16 protein-coding genes are annotated in these 19,555 nt (G+C 51.3%); 7 read left to right on the top strand and 9 right to left on the bottom strand.

The window, feature by feature from the left end:
• Positions 1-11: 11 nt before the first annotated feature.
• A complete protein-coding gene (locus NA330_RS16600; protein WP_000817628.1) occupies positions 12-932 on the top strand; it encodes a ribokinase in 921 nt (306 codons plus the stop codon).
• A gap of 88 nt (positions 933-1,020) precedes the next feature.
• On the opposite strand, the gene fraE is transcribed toward NA330_RS16600, so the two are convergent.
• From fraE to NA330_RS16575, 5 genes are all read right to left on the bottom strand, one after another.
• The gene (gene fraE, locus NA330_RS16595) at positions 1,021-2,064 is read right to left on the bottom strand and encodes a fructose-asparagine asparaginase (protein ID WP_001728764.1); all 1,044 of its coding nucleotides are present in this window, start codon (positions 2,062-2,064) and stop codon (positions 1,021-1,023) included.
• A gap of 58 nt (positions 2,065-2,122) precedes the next feature.
• A complete protein-coding gene (locus NA330_RS16590) occupies positions 2,123-3,442 on the bottom strand; it encodes an anaerobic C4-dicarboxylate transporter family protein (RefSeq protein ID WP_000498935.1) in 1,320 nt (439 codons plus the stop codon).
• A 53-nt stretch (positions 3,443-3,495) separates the two neighbouring features.
• A complete protein-coding gene (gene fraD / locus NA330_RS16585) occupies positions 3,496-4,341 on the bottom strand; it encodes a fructose-aspartate kinase (protein ID WP_020899350.1) in 846 nt (281 codons plus the stop codon).
• Between the two features lie 63 nt (positions 4,342-4,404).
• Positions 4,405-5,382: a 6-phosphofructose-aspartate deglycase gene (gene fraB / locus NA330_RS16580; RefSeq protein ID WP_077943755.1), complete on the bottom strand. Its 978-nt coding sequence runs from the start codon at positions 5,380-5,382 to the stop codon at positions 4,405-4,407.
• A 175-nt stretch (positions 5,383-5,557) separates the two neighbouring features.
• Positions 5,558-6,277 (bottom strand): GntR family transcriptional regulator, encoded by a 720-nt coding sequence (locus NA330_RS16575; RefSeq protein WP_000572565.1) that lies wholly within the window; start codon positions 6,275-6,277, stop codon positions 5,558-5,560.
• Positions 6,278-6,602: 325 nt separating this feature from the next.
• Between NA330_RS16575 and NA330_RS16570 the strand changes: the two genes are divergently transcribed.
• On the top strand, positions 6,603-8,252 hold the full coding sequence (locus NA330_RS16570) for an alpha,alpha-trehalase (RefSeq protein ID WP_080164349.1): 1,650 nt from the start codon (positions 6,603-6,605) through the stop codon (positions 8,250-8,252).
• A gap of 12 nt (positions 8,253-8,264) precedes the next feature.
• On the opposite strand, the gene NA330_RS16565 is transcribed toward NA330_RS16570, so the two are convergent.
• On the bottom strand, positions 8,265-9,854 hold the full coding sequence (locus NA330_RS16565) for an STY4199 family HEPN domain-containing protein (protein WP_023205338.1): 1,590 nt from the start codon (positions 9,852-9,854) through the stop codon (positions 8,265-8,267).
• Between the two features lie 280 nt (positions 9,855-10,134).
• On the opposite strand from NA330_RS16565, the gene NA330_RS16560 reads away from it, so the two are divergent.
• Positions 10,135-10,491, top strand: a complete 357-nt coding sequence (locus tag NA330_RS16560) for a glycoside hydrolase family protein (RefSeq protein WP_001120252.1) — start codon at positions 10,135-10,137, stop codon at positions 10,489-10,491.
• 5 nt (positions 10,492-10,496) lie between these two features.
• On the opposite strand, the gene NA330_RS16555 is transcribed toward NA330_RS16560, so the two are convergent.
• Positions 10,497-11,099, bottom strand: a complete 603-nt coding sequence (locus NA330_RS16555; protein WP_001196081.1) for a response regulator transcription factor — start codon at positions 11,097-11,099, stop codon at positions 10,497-10,499.
• Positions 11,100-11,729: 630 nt separating this feature from the next.
• Between NA330_RS16555 and NA330_RS16550 the strand changes: the two genes are divergently transcribed.
• The 3 genes from NA330_RS16550 (at position 11,730) to NA330_RS16540 (ending at position 15,403) form a co-directional block, all read left to right on the top strand.
• Positions 11,730-12,629 carry a LysR family transcriptional regulator gene (locus NA330_RS16550; RefSeq protein ID WP_000358040.1) on the top strand — a complete coding sequence of 300 codons (900 nt, stop codon included), beginning with the start codon at positions 11,730-11,732 and terminating at the stop codon, positions 12,627-12,629.
• Between the two features lie 72 nt (positions 12,630-12,701).
• Positions 12,702-13,730 (top strand): inner membrane protein YhjD, encoded by a 1,029-nt coding sequence (gene yhjD, locus NA330_RS16545; protein WP_000191230.1) that lies wholly within the window; start codon positions 12,702-12,704, stop codon positions 13,728-13,730.
• A 350-nt stretch (positions 13,731-14,080) separates the two neighbouring features.
• The gene (locus NA330_RS16540; RefSeq protein ID WP_001148981.1) at positions 14,081-15,403 is read left to right on the top strand and encodes an MFS transporter; all 1,323 of its coding nucleotides are present in this window, start codon (positions 14,081-14,083) and stop codon (positions 15,401-15,403) included.
• Between the two features lie 39 nt (positions 15,404-15,442).
• Here the strand turns inward: NA330_RS16540 and NA330_RS16535 are convergent, their stop codons facing one another.
• Both NA330_RS16535 and pdeH read right to left on the bottom strand, forming a co-directional pair.
• The gene (locus NA330_RS16535; RefSeq protein WP_023181741.1) at positions 15,443-17,503 is read right to left on the bottom strand and encodes an AsmA family protein; all 2,061 of its coding nucleotides are present in this window, start codon (positions 17,501-17,503) and stop codon (positions 15,443-15,445) included.
• A 109-nt stretch (positions 17,504-17,612) separates the two neighbouring features.
• Positions 17,613-18,380: a cyclic-guanylate-specific phosphodiesterase gene (pdeH, locus tag NA330_RS16530; RefSeq protein WP_000595623.1), complete on the bottom strand. Its 768-nt coding sequence runs from the start codon at positions 18,378-18,380 to the stop codon at positions 17,613-17,615.
• 228 nt (positions 18,381-18,608) lie between these two features.
• Between pdeH and NA330_RS16525 the strand changes: the two genes are divergently transcribed.
• On the top strand, positions 18,609-19,538 hold the full coding sequence (locus NA330_RS16525) for a sugar kinase (RefSeq protein WP_023181742.1): 930 nt from the start codon (positions 18,609-18,611) through the stop codon (positions 19,536-19,538).
• Positions 19,539-19,555 lie beyond the last annotated feature (17 nt).

The raw sequence follows: 19,555 nt of genomic DNA, 5'->3' as shown, positions 1-19,555 counted from the left end.
AGGTAAATAAAATGAAAAGAGATGTAGTTGTTATTGGAAGTCTTAATTACGACATTCTTATTCAGCAAGATCGTCTGCCTGAAGTAGGAGAAACATTTACGGGTAATGAATTGATGTTAATGCCTGGTGGTAAAGGTGCTAATCAAGCGGTACAGTGCTCAAAACTGGGATTGAACGTGAGTATGGTGGGGTGTGTAGGGAACGACATTTATGGCGAGCACCTCATTAATGCCCTACATGAAAATAATGTCTCCGTTGCTAACGTATTGAAAAGGGGAACCACCACAGGTATCGGCATCGTACAGATCCTTGAGTCCGGTGATTATTGTAGCACCATTATTAAAGGAGCTAACTATCTGTTAAACGAAAATGATATTAGCGATAATTTATTTGATGGAAAACCGCTGGTGATTCTGCAATCAGAAATACCTTCACATATCGTTGAATATGTTATTAAAGTCGCCAGTATGTATCAATGCAAAGTTATACTTAATAATGCGCCAGCCAGAAGTATAGCGCCATCAACATTAAGTTCTGTTGATTACCTGGTCGTTAATGAAACAGAAGCCAGCTTTATGGCAGGTAGTGAAGTTTCATCAATTGATGACGCTCATTCTTGTGCCGCTAAGTTACATAAAATGGTTAGGAGTAATGTCATTATAACATTAGGGGAAAAAGGCGCGGTATTATCCTCGGATGAGTCAACCATGCACTTTCCAGCGGTCTTTTGCCCTGAAGTTATTGATACTACAGGTGCTGGCGATTCATTTATCGGCGGCATTGCCTACTGCCTGGTTAATAATATCCCTTTAACAAAGGCCATCCCTTTTGCTGCTGAAATAAGCATGTGCTCAATTCAAAAGTATGGTGGACAAAGCTCTTTTCCAATGCTTGCGGATGTTGCTCATGCCTTAGACTACTCCGACCTGTAAGACCGGAATTCAACTACGTAAAGGCCACCGACCTGCATTCATCGCTCTGTGCGCCCATCTTCGAGGGTGGGCGCACAAGCCTTCATGATTAATACGTACTGAAATAACTCTGGATCAGTTCCGGATTACGCGTCTGAGTTAATGCCGTCATCAGCAAGACTCGCGCCTTCGCCGGGTTGAGCGAGTCAGACACCAGCCCTGGCTGCCCTTTATCCAACGGTACGACGCCGTTTCCGGTGCGGGAAGCACGCACCACGATAATCCCGGCCTTCTCCGCTTTTTTAATCCCCGCGTCGCTGCGTACCGAGACCGAACCTGCGCCGGTTCCGGCATAAATAATACCGTCCGCGTGATGGGCGATCGCCGCATCATACATATATTCCGGGTCGTCCTGATAGCCGTAAATAATCACCACATTGGGTAATTTCTTGATATTACGTACGTCAAAAACAGATCGCAGGGTATGAATTTTTTCCACCCGCGTTTCGAACTGTGGCTGACCATTAACGATGCCCCCCAGATAGCCCTCTTCCGGCGCTTTAAAGGTATCCAGAGTCGTGGCATTGGTTTTCGTTACAAAGCGCGCCGAACCAATACGATCGTTTAAAACGACCATTACACCGCGTCCCTTCGCATTCGGGTCAGCAGCCACCGTGACCGCTTCCAGCAGGTTCATTGCGCCATCGGCGCTGATTGCCGACGCGGGCCGCATTGCAGCGGTAAACACCACCGGTTTGTCGCTTTTCACGGTCAAATTAAGAAAGTAGGCGGTTTCATCGAGCGTGTCAGTGCCATGAGTAATAACCACACCGTCAACATCGTCCCGCGCCAATAACGCATTCACCTTCTGTGAAAGTTTCAGGATGATATCGCTGGTCATATTTTCGCTACCAATATTCGCCACCTGCTCGCCGTCAACGCGAGCGATATTATTCATTTCCGGCACGGCATTTATTAATGTTTGCACGCCAAGTTCACCGGATTTATATCCGGCGGTTTGCGTATTATTGGCTGCCGTCCCGGCGATAGTACCGCCTGTCGCGAGAATAACAATATGCGGTAGTGACGTTGTGCTAAATACACAGTGGCTGATGAGCAGCAACACGGTGGCCATGAAAACTCTAATTTTCATTTTCTTCCTCTGAATTAAAAATAATAAGTGGCGTGTGCTATAAAAACATGAATAACAATCAGGCCAGAACCATTTTTCCTATTAACAGCCCGACAATGACCGAGACAATCACGTTAACTAATCCCGGACGCATAAAACTATGGTTAAGCACATATTTGCCGATACGCGTCGTACCGGTGTCGTCAAACGCCAGCGCCGCCAGACACTGTCCCGCCACCGGAATAAAGAAATAGCCGTTAACGGCAGGCCAGGAACCGATTAATGCATAAGCGGGCAACCCTAACGCCAGCCCCAGCGGCAACAGAATTAACGTCGTTGCCGCCTGGCTGCTGACCATAGCGGACACGAAAAACATCATAATGGCGATAAGCCAGGTATGCTGTTGCAATAGAGTTTGCACTTCTGCCTTAATCAACGCGATATGACCATTCACGAACGTCTCACTCATCCAGGCCAGGCCGAAGGCGCAGACAATCGCCAGCGCGCCCGCCCGAAATACCGTACCGCTGATAATCTGATCGACCTGCGGCCGACATAACAACACAATCAGGCAGGCAAAAGAGAGCATCGTAATCTGGATAGCGGCGGACATCGAAAGCGGTTGTAGCCCTTTCGCTGTTTCCACCATGGGCCGCAGCGCCGGAATCAGTCCTAACAGAACGATAACGATCGCGCTGGTCAGAAATAACGCCACCGACAATTTGGCGCGCGAAGTGACTACCGTATTTTTACTTTCTTTCTGCGCAGGTTTAATTAACCCTTCAGCAAGCCGACGTTGATATTCCGGATCGTCTTTTAACTCTTTTCCTTTATTAAAGGTCGCTATTGCCCCCATCGCTACGCCGATTAACGTGGCGGGCACGCAAATCATCATAATGGTTGAAATAGAGACGCCCAACGGCGCCATTAAACCAATCATCGCCGCCATGGCGGCAGATATAGGACTGGCGGTGATCGCCTGTTGCGATGCGATAACGGAAATAGATAAAGGACGTTCCGGTCGAATACCTGAATCCCGTGCGACTTCAGAAATAACCGGTAGCAAGCTATAAACGACATGCCCCGTTCCTGACATAAAAGTGAAGATATAACAGATAAACGGCGCTAATAACGTAATATAACGAGGGTGGCGACGCAGAATTTTTTCCGCCAGTTTAACCAGTAAATCCAGCCCGCCGGAGGCCTGTAAAGAAGCGGCCGCCAGGACAACAGAAAGAATAATCAGAATAACATCAATCGGTGGCGTAGAAGGCGTCAGGCCAAAAATAAAAACCATCACGCCGACGCCTAACCCGCCGACCATCCCTAAAAATACGCCGCCGATCCTGGCGCCTATCATCAGGGCCACAAGGATAAAACATAATTCCGTCCAAAACATACTTCCTCCTGGGTTATCTGGAGTGAGTGTCGCTTTACATTGAGGGACGTAACCTATTGTGCAAACGGTTTACCAAAACCAAATGCGCCGTAATGAGATAACACCTGCGCCGCCGATTTCCCGCCCTGCCGCATGGCGCGTAACACGCTTTCTTTATCGGGTTCCGCCATACCCGATTGCAAAATGGAAAGCAAAAAACCGGTTAAGAACGCGTCGCCTGCGCCCAGCGTATCGACAGGTTCGATATAAACAGGTTGCCACTCCAGATAATCCCTGCCGGAAAAATAATAAACTTTTTCATGCCCGCAGGTGGCAATAATATGCCGACAGCCATAACGATAAAGTTTATTGAGTTTTATTTTGATTTCATCTGGCGATAACCCGCTACAGGAGACAAATCCATAATCTACCCACGGGCATACCTTTTCAAAATAGTCGTCTGTACCGCGCCCGGAAAAATCAAAAGAGAGTAAGACGGTTTGTTGTTTAATTTTCTCCAGTTCCGATTCCAGGTGGCCGTTAATACTGGAATGGACTAAGGTAAATTGTGATATATAGCGAAGATCGTCGTCAGACAGACTAAAAGGATGTTCCCGCAATACGCCGTTTTTGTTGCTGGCGACAAATTGCCGATCGCCATGCGAGAGACGGATACAGGCATACCCATTTTCGCCGGTATAATGGCGGCTGTGAGAGATGTCTATCTGTAGCTGGTGTAATACATCCTGTACGTGCTGCGCGGCGTCGTCATTGCCAAACGCCCCCATAAACGCGCTGGGGATGTCTGCTAATTTCGCATAGACAGCAAAATTTAATGCATTACCGCCGGGGTACATGATGCCGGAATGCAGGTATTTATCGACAACGTTGTCGCCAATACCCAATACGCTGATGCTCATCATTATTCCTTGTTTGTCTTTACAATAAAAAGCGTCCCTGCTTTTTTATCCATCCTGATGTAATTAATATTTCACTTTCCACATATAGCGGCGCGTCGTTAACGGATGCTGACGCGCCTCAGCTAACGCCCGATTGTAAACGGGATAAACGTTATTAAAGAGAGAGTGGTTAAAGTAATCAATAACCGTGGTTTTAATGGTCGATAGCCCCAGCTCTTTCGCATCGACAACTTCAATCCGGCGGCCATATTTTTTCAGGAAGTTTAACGCGCGTTCATCCACCGCCCGCGTATTGCCCTCGGAAAACTGGAAGAAGAAAGGCGTATTCGCATCGGTAATTTCAAACGGCCCGTGGAAAAACTCACCGCTATGAATACAGGCGGAATGTATCCATTGCATTTCCATAAAGATGCAGATGCTCTGTAGGTAGGCTGCGCCATAGCCCGCGCCGCTGGCGACGGTATAAATGACTTTATCGTCTTTATATTCCTGCGCGAACGCCTGCGCGCGTTCCGCAACCTGCTCGCAAGCGCGCCAGACGATACGGTTGATTTTGCTGACGCCATCCTGAAAATCGTCGTAGTGCGCATACCCTTCCGTCTGCTGGAGCAGTTCGACCGCACTCAGCAGGCCTTTCATCGTTTTCTCTCCGGCAATATCTTTACCGTCGCCAAACGTGTACGTTTCCACATAGTCGCAATGCGCCACCAACGGTGAATCCATTATCCAGGTTAAACCAATGACCGGCGCGCCGTGCTGACGGGCGATTTCAGCCGCTTTAATTGTCTCTGGCGTATTACCTTTGTGGGAGGCGACAACCACAACGGCATTTTCTCCCAGCGCTACCGGCGGGTTGTTAATAAATTCTCCGCTGTTATACAGACCGACAGTCAACGCTTTCGCTTCTTTTTCTAAAAATGCTTTCGCCGGATAGAACGCCGCATAAGAACCGCCGCACGCCACATAATAGACATGTTTAACGCCTCCTTTCTCTGCCTGGCTGGTCACAATATTGCTAACTGTCTCTTTCATACCCATCATGCTTTCCTCTGGTTCCATCAATGATACAGGCGAGGATTCGCCATAAATGACTCATAATGTATTATCATTTTTATATGACATTTAAAGACATTTGATCAAGATGGAAAGCAAAAAAAATCGGGATCCGCGATCTGGATCCCGATTCAGCCTGCTCTTCGTTAGCGTAATGCTGACATCATACGGTAAACCGTATTTTATCGCCGACAATCAACTGTTGCGAAACGCAGGAGAGTTCTCCTTTGTTATCAATCATTTCACTTTTTATCAGGATCAGCGGATAACCCTCGTTGACGCCAAGATAATGGGCGACTTCAAAGCTGGCATAAACCAGTTCGATCATCTTACGGGAGTGGGTAAACCATAAGTGGTGTTTCTCGCGTAAGCATTCATACAAAGAGTGATTATTAAGATCTTCGTCCAGCAAAAACGCAAAACGTGGGGGAAGATGTACGGTTTCCAGCGATACCGCCACATCGTCGGCATAGCGGATACGTTCAATGACGACCGCTTTTTCGCCATCGTTCATATTCAGTAACGCTTTTGTCTCATCGTCTACCGATTCAAAAACGGATTTGATAGTGCGTGACCCCGGGCGACGTCCCTGGGACTGGCATAACTCGCTGAAACTCATGATGCCGGTCATGCTGCGCTGAAATTTCTCACCAGAGACAAAGGTGCCTTTGCCGGAGACACGGGTCAGCAAATTTTCACGCGTCAGCGCATCCAACGCCTTACGGACCGTGACCCTGCTCACCTGCCAGCGCGCGCTCAGTTCATTTTCCGTCGGGATCTGCTGGCCTGGTTTATACTCTCCACGCGCAATGGCCTCTTTTAAGGCGGCTTCAAGCTGCTTATAAAGCGGTTTGGCGCTTTTACTGTCGGGTTGCTCGATCATTTGTATCCATTTGTATTATCATGGTGCCATAGCTTGTATTATAACTATTTACGTTACCTTTGCTTGTGAATCCACGCCATGCGGCGACGTAGTGATACCGCTATGAAACGAATGTTCTGATTTTAGGTCTGGGGCGGGCGTCATGAAAATAGGATTTTCGCAATACTATTCAGTAAGTTATGAAGTGTTTTTCTTGAGAGATAAATTGCAAAATGTGATCTATCGCACACTTTGCCACTCAGGTATCGAAGCGAATGTCTACGCTTAATAGACAGCCGGGCAACACCCGTATCTTTTACGACGCAAGCCGGAGGTCCTTGTCATTATGCTCAACCAGAAATTAAACCCCACGCCTTCTGCAGATCTGACTATTGATGTCGATCTGCTTTATGAAACAGACCCGTGCGAGTTAAAGCTGGATGAAATGATCGAGGCGGAACCGGAGCCGGAGATGATCGAGGGGCTTCCCGCCTCTGACGCCCTGACCCCTGCCGATCGGTATCTCGAACTGTTCGAGCATGTACAGTCAACAAAACTGTTTCCAGACAGTAAAACGTTCCCGGACTGCGCGCCGAAGATGGACCCGCTTGATATCCTGATCCGCTACCGTAAGGTCAGACGCCACCGTGATTTTGACTTACGCCGCTTCGTCGAGAACCATTTCTGGCTACCGGAAACCTTATCCAGCGAGTATGTCTCTAACCCCGAAAACTCGCTCAAAGAACATATTGACCAGCTTTGGCCGATACTGACGCGCGAACCGCAGGATCATATTCCGTGGTCTTCGCTGCTGGCGCTGCCGCAATCCTATATCGTGCCGGGAGGCCGTTTTAGCGAAACCTATTATTGGGACTCTTATTTTACCATGCTGGGTCTGGCGGAAAGCGGGCGCGAAGACTTACTTAAATGTATGGCGGATAATTTCGCCTGGATGATTGAAAACTATGGCCATATTCCCAACGGCAACCGGACCTATTATCTGAGCCGCTCGCAGCCGCCGGTTTTCGCCCTGATGGTTGAACTATTCGAAGAAGATGGCGTACGCGGCGCGCGGCGTTATCTCGACCATCTCAAAATGGAATACGCCTTCTGGATGGACGGCGCCGAATCGCTGGCGCTCAACCAGGCTTATCGCCACGTTGTGCGGATGCCGGACGGTTCCCTGCTGAACCGCTACTGGGACGATCGCGACACGCCGCGCGACGAGTCCTGGCTGGAAGATGTCGAAACCGCAAAACACTCCGGTCGTCCGCCCAATGAAGTCTACCGGGATTTGCGCGCCGGGGCGGCGTCCGGCTGGGACTATTCTTCACGCTGGCTACGCGATGCGGGCCGGCTTGCCAGCATACGTACGACCCAGTTTATCCCTATCGATTTGAACGCTTTTCTGTATAAACTGGAGAGCGCTATCGCCAATATTTCAGCGCTGAAAGGCGAACGTGACACCGAGGCGCTATTTCGCCAGAAAGCCAGCGATCGACGCGCCGCCGTGAACCATTATCTGTGGGATGATGAAAACGGCTGTTATCGGGACTATGACTGGCGACGCGAAGAAATGGCGCTCTTTTCCGCTGCCAGTATCGTGCCGCTGTATGTCGGTATGGCGAACCACGAGCAGGCCGACCGTCTGGCAAATGTGGTACGCAGCCGTCTGTTAACGCCCGGCGGGATTATGGCGACCGAATACGAAACCGGCGAACAGTGGGATAAACCGAACGGCTGGGCACCGCTGCAATGGATGGCGATTCAGGGCTTCAAACGGTATGGCGACGATATGCTGGGCGATGAAATCGCTCATAACTGGTTAAAAACGGTGAACCATTTTTATCAGGAGCACCATAAACTGATCGAGAAATACCATATTTCCGGCGGTACGCCCCGCGAAGGCGGCGGGGGCGAGTATCCGCTACAGGACGGGTTCGGCTGGACCAATGGCGTGGTGCGCCGCCTGATTGGCCTTTACGGAGAGCCTTAACCTGCTCCGGCCTCAGTGAATCGCATCATAAATGGCTGACTGAATTTTCAGCCATTTTTTATTGTCTGCGCTGGGCCGGGCCTGAGCGCGCAGTCGGGCCTGCTCCGTATCGTGCTGCTGGCGCGTCACAACAGCCGGAACGGTGCAAAACGTTTGCAAATAGGTTTTATGCATCGCGGTCAGCGGCGCGCCGCTCGACATATCATGACTTAACGTTGTGATAAATCGTCGGCAGGGTTTGACCTCATCCATCAGCGCGGGATAACGCAACAACAATTGCAGCACCTCGGTATGTCCTGCCGCAAACGCCTGCTCCGTCCACGCGAGCTGCCAGTTCATTCCGCCCTGGAGGAACAGCGCCGTCACCCGCGTATCATTGCGCTCTATCGCCGCCCGCATGGTAAACGCATCCCAGGTAATCCCCATATGATTGAGCGTTTCCCGCGCGGAAGGCGCCTCGCGCGGCGGTTCATCCTGCGCCATTGCGGGAGTTTGCCCGTTATCGGAGTCTGGCGACGACGAACTAAATAGCCAGAACGCGCCCGCCAGTATCGCCAGCGTCATGACGCCAACCGCGCCCCACAAAGCGCCGGAAATAAGTTGCTCCCGCTCTTCAGGCGTACGCGGAGGCCGCTTACGCGGTGGTTCTATGCTCTCGCTAATCTCATGCTTATCTCCCCCGGCCTGCCGATCTTTAAGCCGTGCGGTTTCCCAGAACTGGCGCAATTCACGTTCATCCGCCAGCAGAAACGAAGCGGGATTCACGCGGGTACGTTTTTCGGCATAGGCGCGCTGGATGGGCCGAACGATTTGCTGATACTGAACGTTTAGCAGCATAAGCTGCGCTGAGGTGAGCGGCTGCCTGGCGATAACCTCGTTTCGCGCGAGGCGGCAATCATCCAGAAACATACGCAGAGTGGTGCGCGACTCGGCGAACAGCGTTAACGCTGAGGCGTCATTAAAAATTCTGACGTAATGACGGGCAAACAATTTTTTATCAACCACCATAAGCGCCAGTTCGCTGAACAACATGCCTTCCAGCGCATGTTGATCTTCTCCCTGTTTTAACCACTGGCGCAAACGGTCCGGGCCAAAATGTTGCTTGAGGTAGTGATTCAGCGACGCCCGATCCGGCCATGCGCGCGCAATAAGCGCTTTTAACGTCAGTTCTATCGCCCGAAGCTGACGCTGCGCCTCAAGATGCGCCTCCTGGTCGGGGTCTTCCAGCTCAGTTTGATACGTCAGTAGCGGCTGCTGCTGACGTAGATGTTCCAGCGAGGTGACAAAACGCAACGCGGCAAGGAGTTGATTTTCGCTCACCTCTTGCCCGCTGTCATACTGGGGAACATGCTGCTGAAGGTGACGCAGTTGCAGCATAAACTGGCTCAACTGCGCGTCATTTATCCGCAATTTTTTCGCCACCGCGCCCCAACCGCCCAGGTTAAGACGCGCCTGCTCAAGTTGTTCCATGAACCACCGGGGCTCTTTTCCCTCTGTGGTATGAATACCCAGCAGCAGCAGGATTTCTATTGATGCCTGGCGGATAATCCCCAGGCTATGCTCAAAAGGCGCGCGTGTCGCCTGCGAAGCGCTATTCGTCATTATCTTCCCTAAAAAGACGATCCCGCGACGAGATCTTCGTTTTCTTTTAATTATGTTTTTTCATAGATATAACAGATTTAGCCACATTTCAGTGACTTAATCTTAATGATTGCAAATTTATAAGAAGATCGGTTACTAACCAAAAACATCAGTTTTTCATTCTGTCAACGCGGCGTGACGCTGAACGGCATAGACCTTTTCCCTGCCTGCGTTTGGCCGTCTGACCGCTAGCCACGCGTGCAGCACACTTTATAATCGCGCTTTTTATGAGAAAGATGCCATGCCGCACATTTCATCTCGCTTTAGCTCCGCCTGCATCGCGTTTATTAAACAGTGGCAGGGTCTGTCGCTGGAAAAGTATCGCGATCGGCAGGGTAACTGGGTGATTGGTTACGGGCATATGTTGACGCCGGATGAAACGCTGACGTTCATTACGCCCGAACAGGCGGAGGCATTCTTGCTGGATGACCTCAATAGCTGCGATATGCTGCTACAGAATTGTTTGCCGGAACTTAATGATCGGTTTCAACGCGAAACGCTTATTGCGCTGATGTTCAGCATCGGACATCAGCGTTTTTTATCATTAATCAATACGGGTGATATTTCACAGCCAGAAATAAGCGGACTGCGAATTTAACGTCGTTAATTCGATTCATTTAACATCATGGCGGCCTGGGTACGATTTTTTACATCCAGCCGCCGGTAAAGCGACTCCAGATGCGCTTTAACCGTCCCGGTACTAATATTTAACGCCCGCCCAATTTGTTTATTTGATTCTCCTGCGGCAAGCATCTGTAAAATTTCCCGCTGGCGGGCGCTTAACGCTTTTATATCACGGGACTCCAGCTCCGTTGAATTTAACCAATCCCCCGGTAAAAACATCATCCCGCGAGCGACAGCATTGAGCGCAAGGACAAAGGTTTCGGCATCAGAATCGCGTGGCACCACGGCCTGAACGTTAAATTGCATGACTTCATGCAGCCACTTTTGACTGCCATCCATCGCCGTGATAATAATCTTCACCTCCGGAAATTGCTGCGCGATTCTTTGTAACACCTCGCGGCAAAATTCAGCATCCAGGCCGCTATCCAGCATGACCAGCGCATCCGGCGCGCTTTCTATTTTTTGCCAGAGTTCTTCTGCCTGACCGACACTCTGGATACTTATTCCTGGAATGTGCTGCTGCAAACTGATTTTCATTCCATGAATAAATATTGACTGCCTGTCAAACATGATTACCTGCATTACTTTTCTCCACCTGGGTAAGATAATAGTCTCAAGATGAGGAAGGGTATTACCCGTAGGGTAAAATAAGAAGTCGCCATTTGGTATAGGCCATTTTACCGATAGTCATTGGTTGAGGAAGGGAAAGGTTATGAATATTTACAGCTTCAACATCGGGATTACAGAATTCGCTAAAATTAGCCTTTTAAAGTAAGGAATATCTTATTAGCGCGAACAGCCAAGGCTAATTTGAATATTAATTTAATGAAGAGTACGCCTGGCGCGTCACAAAGGAAATATCTGCTTTTCACCTGATGTGTTACAAAAAATAAAGTAGCACATTTTGTTAAAAAATAGCCAATCCGCCTGAAAACCGCGACGATGGGTCAATGACAATACCGTATATGTACATGCATTTCTCTCTCCCACTACACCCGCGGCTATCAGCGTGTTTTACCGCTCTCGTCCCGTTTATCGGCTTTTTGGCGCTAAAAAGCCTGGCCGGAAGACGATAAATCCGCCGCGCAACGCGATCAGACGTATTCGTCACGCGAGCAATGATTGCGAAAGGGCTTATTAGATGATAGAAAATCAATAAAACCAGCCGCCTCAGCGTCACTGTTTCAATAAAAACAATAATAGAGCCTGATGATGGATAAAATATATGCAATGAAATTGTTTGTACGCGTGGCGGAACGGGAAAGTTTTTCCCGTGCAGCAGAGGATATCGGCCTTCCCAAAGGCAGCGTCTCACGGCAAATACAAGCGTTAGAACATCAACTGGGCATCCGCCTGCTCCACCGCACCACCCGGCGGGTACAGCTTACTCAGGACGGAATGGTTTACTACGAACGGGCAAAAGATCTGTTGAGTAACCTGGATGAACTGGAGGGTCTTTTCCAACCTGATCCCGCCAGTATCAGCGGCAAAATACGGGTAGATATACCGCCATGTCTCGCAAACAGCCTTATCATGCCGCGCCTGCCCACTTTTTTGCATCAGTATCCCGGCATTGCGCTGGAACTTTGTAGTAGCGATCGACAGGTCGATTTACTACGGGAAGATTTCGACTGCGTGGTGCGCACAGAGCCGCTACATGCGCCAGGGATACTGACGCGCCCGCTTGGCAAACTGAGGATGGTGAACTGCGCCAGCCCACAATACCTGGCGCGCTTTGGGTATCCGGAAAACCTTGACGACCTCGCCTCACATGCGGTGGTGCATTATTCATTGACGCCGGGAGTCTCTTCACCGGGTTTTGCCTTTGAAACTCCCCACGGTATGCAGTGGGTAAAAACCGGCGGAATGCTAACGGTAAACAGTACTGAGACCTGGCATACGGCCTGTCTGGCAGGATTAGGGATCATTCAGACGCCGCGCATTGCTGTACGGGAGGCGTTACGCGCCGGAACGCTCATTGAAATTTTACCGCAATATCGCGCCGCTCCACTGCCGGTGACGCTGCATTATCCCCATCGCCGTAATCTTTCCCGCCGGGTACACCTGTTTATGGTATGGCTGACTGAAACCATTAAAGAGGCCGCAGAGTAGCCGCATTTTCAGCATCCACCGGGGAGAAGCTATACTGACATATTCTATTAATGATGAAGGACTACCGACCTGATGACGCAGGAAAATGACGTAAAACGCCCTATTCAGGAACTGGAGCACGACCCGATACAAAAAATAGAAACGCAGCCGCATGACGCCCCGGAAAAAAACGAAAAGGCAAATCAGGCGTTGCATTCCGTCACCTCCCTGGTGCAAAAAATTCAGCGTCAACCGATGGTGGCCCACCTCATTCGCGCGACCGAACGTTTTAACGATCGACTGGGTAATCAGTTTGGCGCGGCTATCACCTACTTTTCGTTTCTGTCGATGATCCCGATAATGATGGTGTCCTTTGCCGCGGCAGGTTTTATCCTCGCCTCGCACCCTAATCTACTGGAAGATATTTTCAGCAAGATATTGATGAATGTGAGCGATCCTACGCTGGCGTCCACGCTTAAAAATACGATTAATACGGCGGTTCAACAGCGTACCACGGTAGGGCTGGTCGGACTGGGTATCGCGCTCTATTCCGGCGTTAACTGGATGGGCAACCTGCGGGAAGCGATTCGCGCCCAGTCACGGGACGTCTGGGAGCGCAAGCCGCAGGATCAGGAGAAAATCTGGCTCAAATATCTGCGCGATTTTATCTCGCTGATTGGATTATTAATCGCTTTAATCATTACGCTGTCCATTACTTCCATTGCCGGTTCCGCCCAGCAGATGATCATCTCCGCCTTGTATCTCGACAGCATCGAATGGTTAAAACCGGCCTGGCATTTGATCGGTCTAGCCATCTCTATTTTTGCCAACTATCTGCTTTTCTTCTGGATTTTCTGGCGACTGCCTCGCCATCGTCCCCGTAAAAAAGCGTTGATTCGCGGGACATTTATCGCCGCTATCGGTTTTGAGGTGATTAAAATCATTATGACTTATACGCTGCCGTCACTGGTGAAATCGCCTTCCGGCGCGGCGTTTGGCTCCGTACTCGGTCTGATGGCCTTCTTCTACTTTTTTGCCCGCCTGACGTTATTCTGCGCGGCCTGGATAGCCACCGCCGAATATAAGGACGACCCGCGAATGCCGGGTAAAACGCAACGCTAGTCTGCGGCTTGCTGCCGAATGGCGCGCACGGCGTCGTCATTCGGCCTACTGCTGTGTGGACCCAGGCCGGGCAAGCAAAGCGTACCCGGCGGTACAATCAGGCACGACCTTCCGCCTCATCTCATTGTTTCAGCATATAAATCCAGTAATTAACTTTTATTTAACCATAAACCAGTTTTATCCACTAATTCTAAAATTATGTGAAGCATTTCATAGACGCAAAATGGCTGGCTTAAACATTATCCCCTTTTTGCGCTTTTTTTGACCATTTTTGGCTTTTGTTACACATTGAAATATAACTTTTGCTGTGCGTAATATGGCTATTCGTTCGCTAAAAATAAGAAAATAGTATGCAAGCAACCGCCACAACACTCGACCATGAGCAGGAACATGTTCCGGTAAACTCACGCAATAAAGTCGTTATTGCCTCGCTTATCGGCACCGCAATTGAGTTCTTCGACTTCTATATTTACGCCACCGCTGCGGTGATCGTGTTCCCCCTTATCTTCTTCCCCCAGGGCGATCCCACTGCGGCAACGCTACAATCGCTCGCCACCTTCGCTATCGCGTTTGTGGCGCGTCCGATCGGCTCTGCGCTATTCGGCCACTTCGGCGACCGGGTAGGCCGCAAAGTCACGCTGGTGGCTTCGCTGCTGACGATGGGGATCTCCACGGTTATTATCGGTCTGTTACCGGGCTACGCGACGATAGGTATTTTCGCGCCGCTGCTGCTGGCGCTGGCGCGTTTCGGTCAGGGACTGGGGCTGGGCGGCGAATGGGGCGGCGCGGCGTTATTAGCGACGGAGAATGCGCCGCCGCGCAAACGCGCGCTGTATGGCTCCTTCCCGCAGTTGGGCGCGCCGATCGGCTTCTTCTTTGCCAATGGCACCTTCCTGTTGCTCTCCTGGCTGCTGACCGACGAGCAGTTTATGAGCTGGGGCTGGCGCGTGCCGTTTATCTTCTCGGCGGTGCTGGTGATTATCGGCCTGTATGTGCGCGTGTCGCTGCATGAAACGCCGGTGTTTGCGAAAGTCGCCGCAGCGAAAAAGCAGGTAAAAATACCGCTGGGCACGTTGCTGACGAAGCATGTCCGCGTAACCATTCTCGGCACGTTTATTATGCTGGCGACCTACACGCTGTTCTATATCATGACCGTCTATTCCATGACTTACAGCACGGCCGCCGCGCCGGTGGGGCTTGGCTTGCCGCGCAATGAAATACTGTGGATGCTGATGATGGCGGTGATTGGTTTCGGCGTGATGGTGCCCGTCGCCGGCCTGCTGGCGGACGCATTTGGCCGTCGGAAAAGCATGGTCATCATTACCACGCTCATCATTCTCTTCGCGTTGTTCGCCTTTACCCCGCTGCTGGGTTCAGGCAATCCAGCGCTGGTATTCGTGTTCCTGTTGTTAGGCCTGAGCCTGATGGGGCTGACCTTCGGCCCAATGGGAGCGCTGCTGCCGGAGCTATTTCCGACGGAAGTGCGCTATACCGGCGCATCGTTTTCCTACAATGTGTCATCGATTCTGGGCGCTTCCGTCGCGCCGTATATTGCCGCATGGCTGCAAAGCCACTACGGGCTGGCGGCGGTAGGGGTTTACCTGGCGTCAATGGCGGCGCTGACGCTGATTGCACTGCTGTTAACCCATGAGACGCGTCATCAGGCGTTGTAATAGGGCGCCGGATGGCGTCATCCGGCGCTACGTTTCACGTTACTGCTTCATCTGCGTTAAAATCGTCCGGCACTGATTGGCTTCGCCTTCAGAGGGCGAAATGAGCGCCAATAGCGCGGCGGCGGGCGTTACCAACGTCGCCAGCGCTGCCGCAACCGCGCCGCGCGCAATCAGCGGGCCGGGCTTGACGCCCGCCTGCGGATTTTTAAATGTCCCACGCACGTACAGCGGCGATCGCAGCGTAATAATACGAATCCCCTTACTTTCCGGATCAATGGTTAAATCGAGCTGTTCAGAGGCGAAGCTCGCCGTACCGGTCACGTTAATCAACGCATTTTCTGTATCAAAAGCAAAAATTTGCGGTCGCGCCACGCCGTTCGCAATATTGAGATTCGCCGCCGCGCAGTTAACCCGCACTTCGTCATCGCCAAAAATCTGCCCGACAATATAGTTGCCGACGTTCAGCCCCACGATTTCCATCAGGTTGCGGCTAATCAATCCATCATTCATCAATAACTTCAGATTGCCGTTACTGTTGCCAAGCAGCGCGGCGACCGAGTTGCCCGTCCCGCGAATATCCGCATCGCCGTTCAGCTCACCCAGCGTTTTCTGCATCAGCTCCACATCCGGCATCAGTTCTTTAAGCTTCAGCCGACGCGCCTGTATATCCGCCCGCCCCTGCATTGGCTTTTTATCCCCTTCCAGATGGATGTTGGAGACAATACTGCCGCCTGCCAGACCAAACTTCAGCGGCTGTAGACGTAAGTCGGCGTTTTTCAGGATGATATGGGTCGAAAGATCGCTAATCGGTAGACTGCCGCCATGCTCAATACGTCGGCCTTTAAACCGGACATCGGCGTCCATGACGTCCCATTTGTCGGTTTCAAAGCGATCATAAGGCAACACTTTATCCGCCGGCTGAACATTCTTCTCGCCTTTGCGCTGTTCAGACCGTTTCGACTGCTCAACGTCTTTCCCGGAATCCACGCCAATCAGCGGCCCAAGATCGGCCAGTCGTAACTGGCGCGATTCGACATCGCCTTCCAGTTTAGGGCGCGGTTTACCGGTGGTATAAGTGAGGGAGCCGTGGATATCACTGTCGCCAATGCGCCCGTTAAAACCGCGATAATCAAATACAGATGACTTTTCGGCGTCAATTTTCGCCACCAGTCGCCCATCGGTCTCAAACGGCGGCGTATCCGGCAGCAGCACGCCGGTTAAATCATATAAATCGCCCAGTGAATCGCCAGAGAATTTAAGCCGCAGATCGACGCCGCCCATTTTCATCGGCTCGTTCACCACGCCGCTAAAAGCCACCCGCGTGTTGCCAGAGCGGAAATCGGCCTGCACAGGAAAAGGCGTACTTTCGCTGCGTAGCGCCAGCATACCGCCTATTTTGCCCGTACCGGTCAACGGTTCCCCGTTATAACGCCCCTGCGCCTTCAGGCCGAAGACATAGTCGCCCACGCTGGATTTGTCTGCTTTGCCTTTCGTTCCCGTCACTTCGCTGAACGGCAACGGTTTGCCTAACGGATCGATCAGAATAGTGATATCCGCTTTGCTGACCTTATCATCGATCGCGATTCGCCCCTGGTCGAAGAGAATATTATCCAGCCGGAAGGACCAGGCGGAAGGTTTAGCATTGGGGTCCGTATTCTTGTCTTGCGCGAGGTTAAAGGTCCAGTTATTGGTTTTCTCGGACAGACGAATAAGACGCGCGTCGGGTTTCACCAGTTTGATCCACGGCAGCCAGACGGTTTTGGTCAGGAGCGCCAGTGGGGCAAGCGTCGCCTCAACGCGTGGCAGATGCACCATCGTAACTTCCGGAATATCCGGCGGATTGCCGAGAATGACGTCTTCCGCGTGAACATGCGGCCACGGTACCCAGCTTCGCCAGCCGGTCTCCTGTTTTTGGCGTTCCCACACCACGCCTAAATCGCCGCGAATAGCGAAAGGCCGGTTCAATTCGGTAGAGACTTTCTGGTTGATGGTCGGTTTGAGGCGGTTCCAGTCAAATGTTGCGATCAACAAAATCACTATGGCGATCAACAACAAGAAAGTCCCTGTGATGGCGGCGGTTATTTTGCCTGCTTTAGTCATGTGTTATTTCCTCACTTCTTCCCTTGCCTGTCCTAAAGATAGTTCAGCCAGACGAAAAAGGAGGATGACCGCGCCTCGTAATACCACGTATTACGGGAACAGTCTGGCGTTACAGGGTCAGAATCACCTCTTCGAGCGATATCAGCGGCACGGGTCGAGAAAGAAAATAACCCTGGGCGGCAAAGGCGGGCGAACGCTGCACATCACGCCACTCTTCCAGCGTCTCCACACCCTCGACAATAACGCCGCGGCAGTAGCGGTTCATCAGTTGCAGCAGCAGAATGAACAGGTTGCGCCCCTCCGCGGACTGACGCAGCATGACGAATAGCTCGCGCGCCACTTTAATGTAGTCATAACGCACTTCGCTCAGCGCTGAAAAATTGGCCATGCCTGTACCAAAATCATCCAGCCACAGCGGGCCGAACTCACACATCGAGGCGAAAGAGGAGTCTTTCGGCAAACGAATATGTTCCACCAGTTCGAAACGCAGCCAGGGTAAGCGCTCCATCGCGGCCAGAATGTCCGGCTGTCGTCGCATGGCAATCAGCGTAGGGCCGTCGACATTGACCGAAGCCAATAAGTGATGGCGAGTGAAAAAATCCGCTTTTTGTTCAAGCTGATGAAGTTGTTCTTTCACTACGTCAATGCGGTGTCGAACCGCTAACTCCGCGAAATAACGATCCGGGGCAATACGTCTGGAAGGGTTATCAGGATGGGTGACGACAGTGAGAAGTTCAACCGCCATCAAACGGCCATCCGTCTGGTATATCGGCTGGTAAGTATAGGCACGCTCGCATTGCAGCCAATAGCGCCGTTCCTGCAAATTCTCTATACCTGCATCAGGAACGCGTAGCTGCTGGATAACCTGCTTTATCATCTCAGTTGTCCTGTTAATGGGAGTGTGACTGTCCGGACTCGTCAAAGGTTATCGGCGTTCAGGCAGAGAACTTTACCCTCGGTCCCTGGCAAAATAAAAACAGACCCCGAAACTTGTCAAAAATACGCACTTGCTCAAAAAAATAATGGACCGATGTTTTAATATTATTGACCACTAAACATCCACAGCGCACACTAACGCTAATTTTTACAGATCAGGTTCACGACTATGTCTAAAAAGATTGCCGTGATTGGCGAATGCATGATTGAGCTGTCGCAGAAAGGCGCTGATGTTCAGCGCGGCTTCGGCGGCGACACGCTGAATACCTCCGTTTATATTGCCCGTCAGGTCGATTCTGCCGCTCTGGCCGTTCACTATGTGACGGCGCTGGGTACCGACAGTTTCAGCCAACAGATGCTGGAGGCGTGGCAGCATGAAAATGTGGATACCTCGCTAACGCAGCGGATGGAAAATCGCCTGCCAGGCCTCTATTACATCGAAACCGATGACACTGGCGAGCGTACCTTCTACTACTGGCGTAACGAAGCGGCAGCGAAATTCTGGCTGGAGAGCGAGCAGTCAGCGGCTATCTGCGAGATGCTGGCGACCTTCGATTATCTCTACCTGAGCGGCATTAGCCTCGCGATTTTAAGCCCGACCAGCCGTGATAAGCTGCTGTCTTTATTGCGTGAATGTCGGGCCAACGGCGGGAAAGTCATTTTTGATAATAACTATCGCCCGCGTTTATGGACAAGTCGCGAAGAAACGCAGCAGGTCTATCAAAAGATGCTGGAATGTACTGATATCGCCTTCCTGACACTGGACGATGAAGACGCGCTATGGGGTCAGCAACCGGTGGAAGAGGTCATTGCCCGCACCCATGCGGCAGGCGTACAGGAAGTGGTGGTAAAACGCGGGGCGGACTCTTGCCTGGTCTCGATTCAGGGCGAGGCGCTCATTGACGTTCCGGCAGTCAAACTGCCGAAAGAGAAAGTGATAGACACCACTGCCGCAGGCGACTCCTTCAGCGCCGGTTATCTGGCCGTTCGTTTGACGGGCGGCAGCGCGACGGATGCCGCGAAGCGCGGACACCTGACGGCCAGCACGGTGATTCAGTACCGTGGGGCCATTATTCCGCACGACGCGATGCCGCAGTAAGTCATTCGCTCTTGCCC

Origin of the sequence: Salmonella sp. NW722, assembly GCF_051702785.1 — a bacterium.
Taxonomy (GTDB): Bacteria; Pseudomonadota; Gammaproteobacteria; order Enterobacterales; family Enterobacteriaceae; genus Salmonella; species Salmonella enterica.
Note: the sequence above shows the minus strand (reverse complement) of the source record. Positions and strands in the feature narration are given on the sequence as shown.

What these genes read in the sequence shown, in the direction of transcription:
- NA330_RS16525 (WP_023181742.1), top strand. Translation starts at nt 18,609, where the DNA reads ATGTCTAAAAAGATTGCCGTGATTGGCGAATGCATGATTGAGCTGTCG.
- fraE (WP_001728764.1), bottom strand. Translation starts at nt 2,064, where the DNA reads ATGAAAATTAGAGTTTTCATGGCCACCGTGTTGCTGCTCATCAGCCAC.
- yhjD (WP_000191230.1), top strand. Translation starts at nt 12,702, where the DNA reads ATGACGCAGGAAAATGACGTAAAACGCCCTATTCAGGAACTGGAGCAC.
- pdeH (WP_000595623.1), bottom strand. Translation starts at nt 18,380, where the DNA reads ATGATAAAGCAGGTTATCCAGCAGCTACGCGTTCCTGATGCAGGTATA.
- NA330_RS16560 (WP_001120252.1), top strand. Translation starts at nt 10,135, where the DNA reads ATGCCGCACATTTCATCTCGCTTTAGCTCCGCCTGCATCGCGTTTATT.
- fraD (WP_020899350.1), bottom strand. Translation starts at nt 4,341, where the DNA reads ATGAGCATCAGCGTATTGGGTATTGGCGACAACGTTGTCGATAAATAC.
- NA330_RS16565 (WP_023205338.1), bottom strand. Translation starts at nt 9,854, where the DNA reads ATGACGAATAGCGCTTCGCAGGCGACACGCGCGCCTTTTGAGCATAGC.
- NA330_RS16590 (WP_000498935.1), bottom strand. Translation starts at nt 3,442, where the DNA reads ATGTTTTGGACGGAATTATGTTTTATCCTTGTGGCCCTGATGATAGGC.
- NA330_RS16555 (WP_001196081.1), bottom strand. Translation starts at nt 11,099, where the DNA reads ATGCAGGTAATCATGTTTGACAGGCAGTCAATATTTATTCATGGAATG.
- NA330_RS16600 (WP_000817628.1), top strand. Translation starts at nt 12, where the DNA reads ATGAAAAGAGATGTAGTTGTTATTGGAAGTCTTAATTACGACATTCTT.
- NA330_RS16540 (WP_001148981.1), top strand. Translation starts at nt 14,081, where the DNA reads ATGCAAGCAACCGCCACAACACTCGACCATGAGCAGGAACATGTTCCG.
- NA330_RS16535 (WP_023181741.1), bottom strand. Translation starts at nt 17,503, where the DNA reads ATGACTAAAGCAGGCAAAATAACCGCCGCCATCACAGGGACTTTCTTG.
- NA330_RS16550 (WP_000358040.1), top strand. Translation starts at nt 11,730, where the DNA reads ATGGATAAAATATATGCAATGAAATTGTTTGTACGCGTGGCGGAACGG.
- NA330_RS16570 (WP_080164349.1), top strand. Translation starts at nt 6,603, where the DNA reads ATGCTCAACCAGAAATTAAACCCCACGCCTTCTGCAGATCTGACTATT.
- fraB (WP_077943755.1), bottom strand. Translation starts at nt 5,382, where the DNA reads ATGATGGGTATGAAAGAGACAGTTAGCAATATTGTGACCAGCCAGGCA.
- NA330_RS16575 (WP_000572565.1), bottom strand. Translation starts at nt 6,277, where the DNA reads ATGATCGAGCAACCCGACAGTAAAAGCGCCAAACCGCTTTATAAGCAG.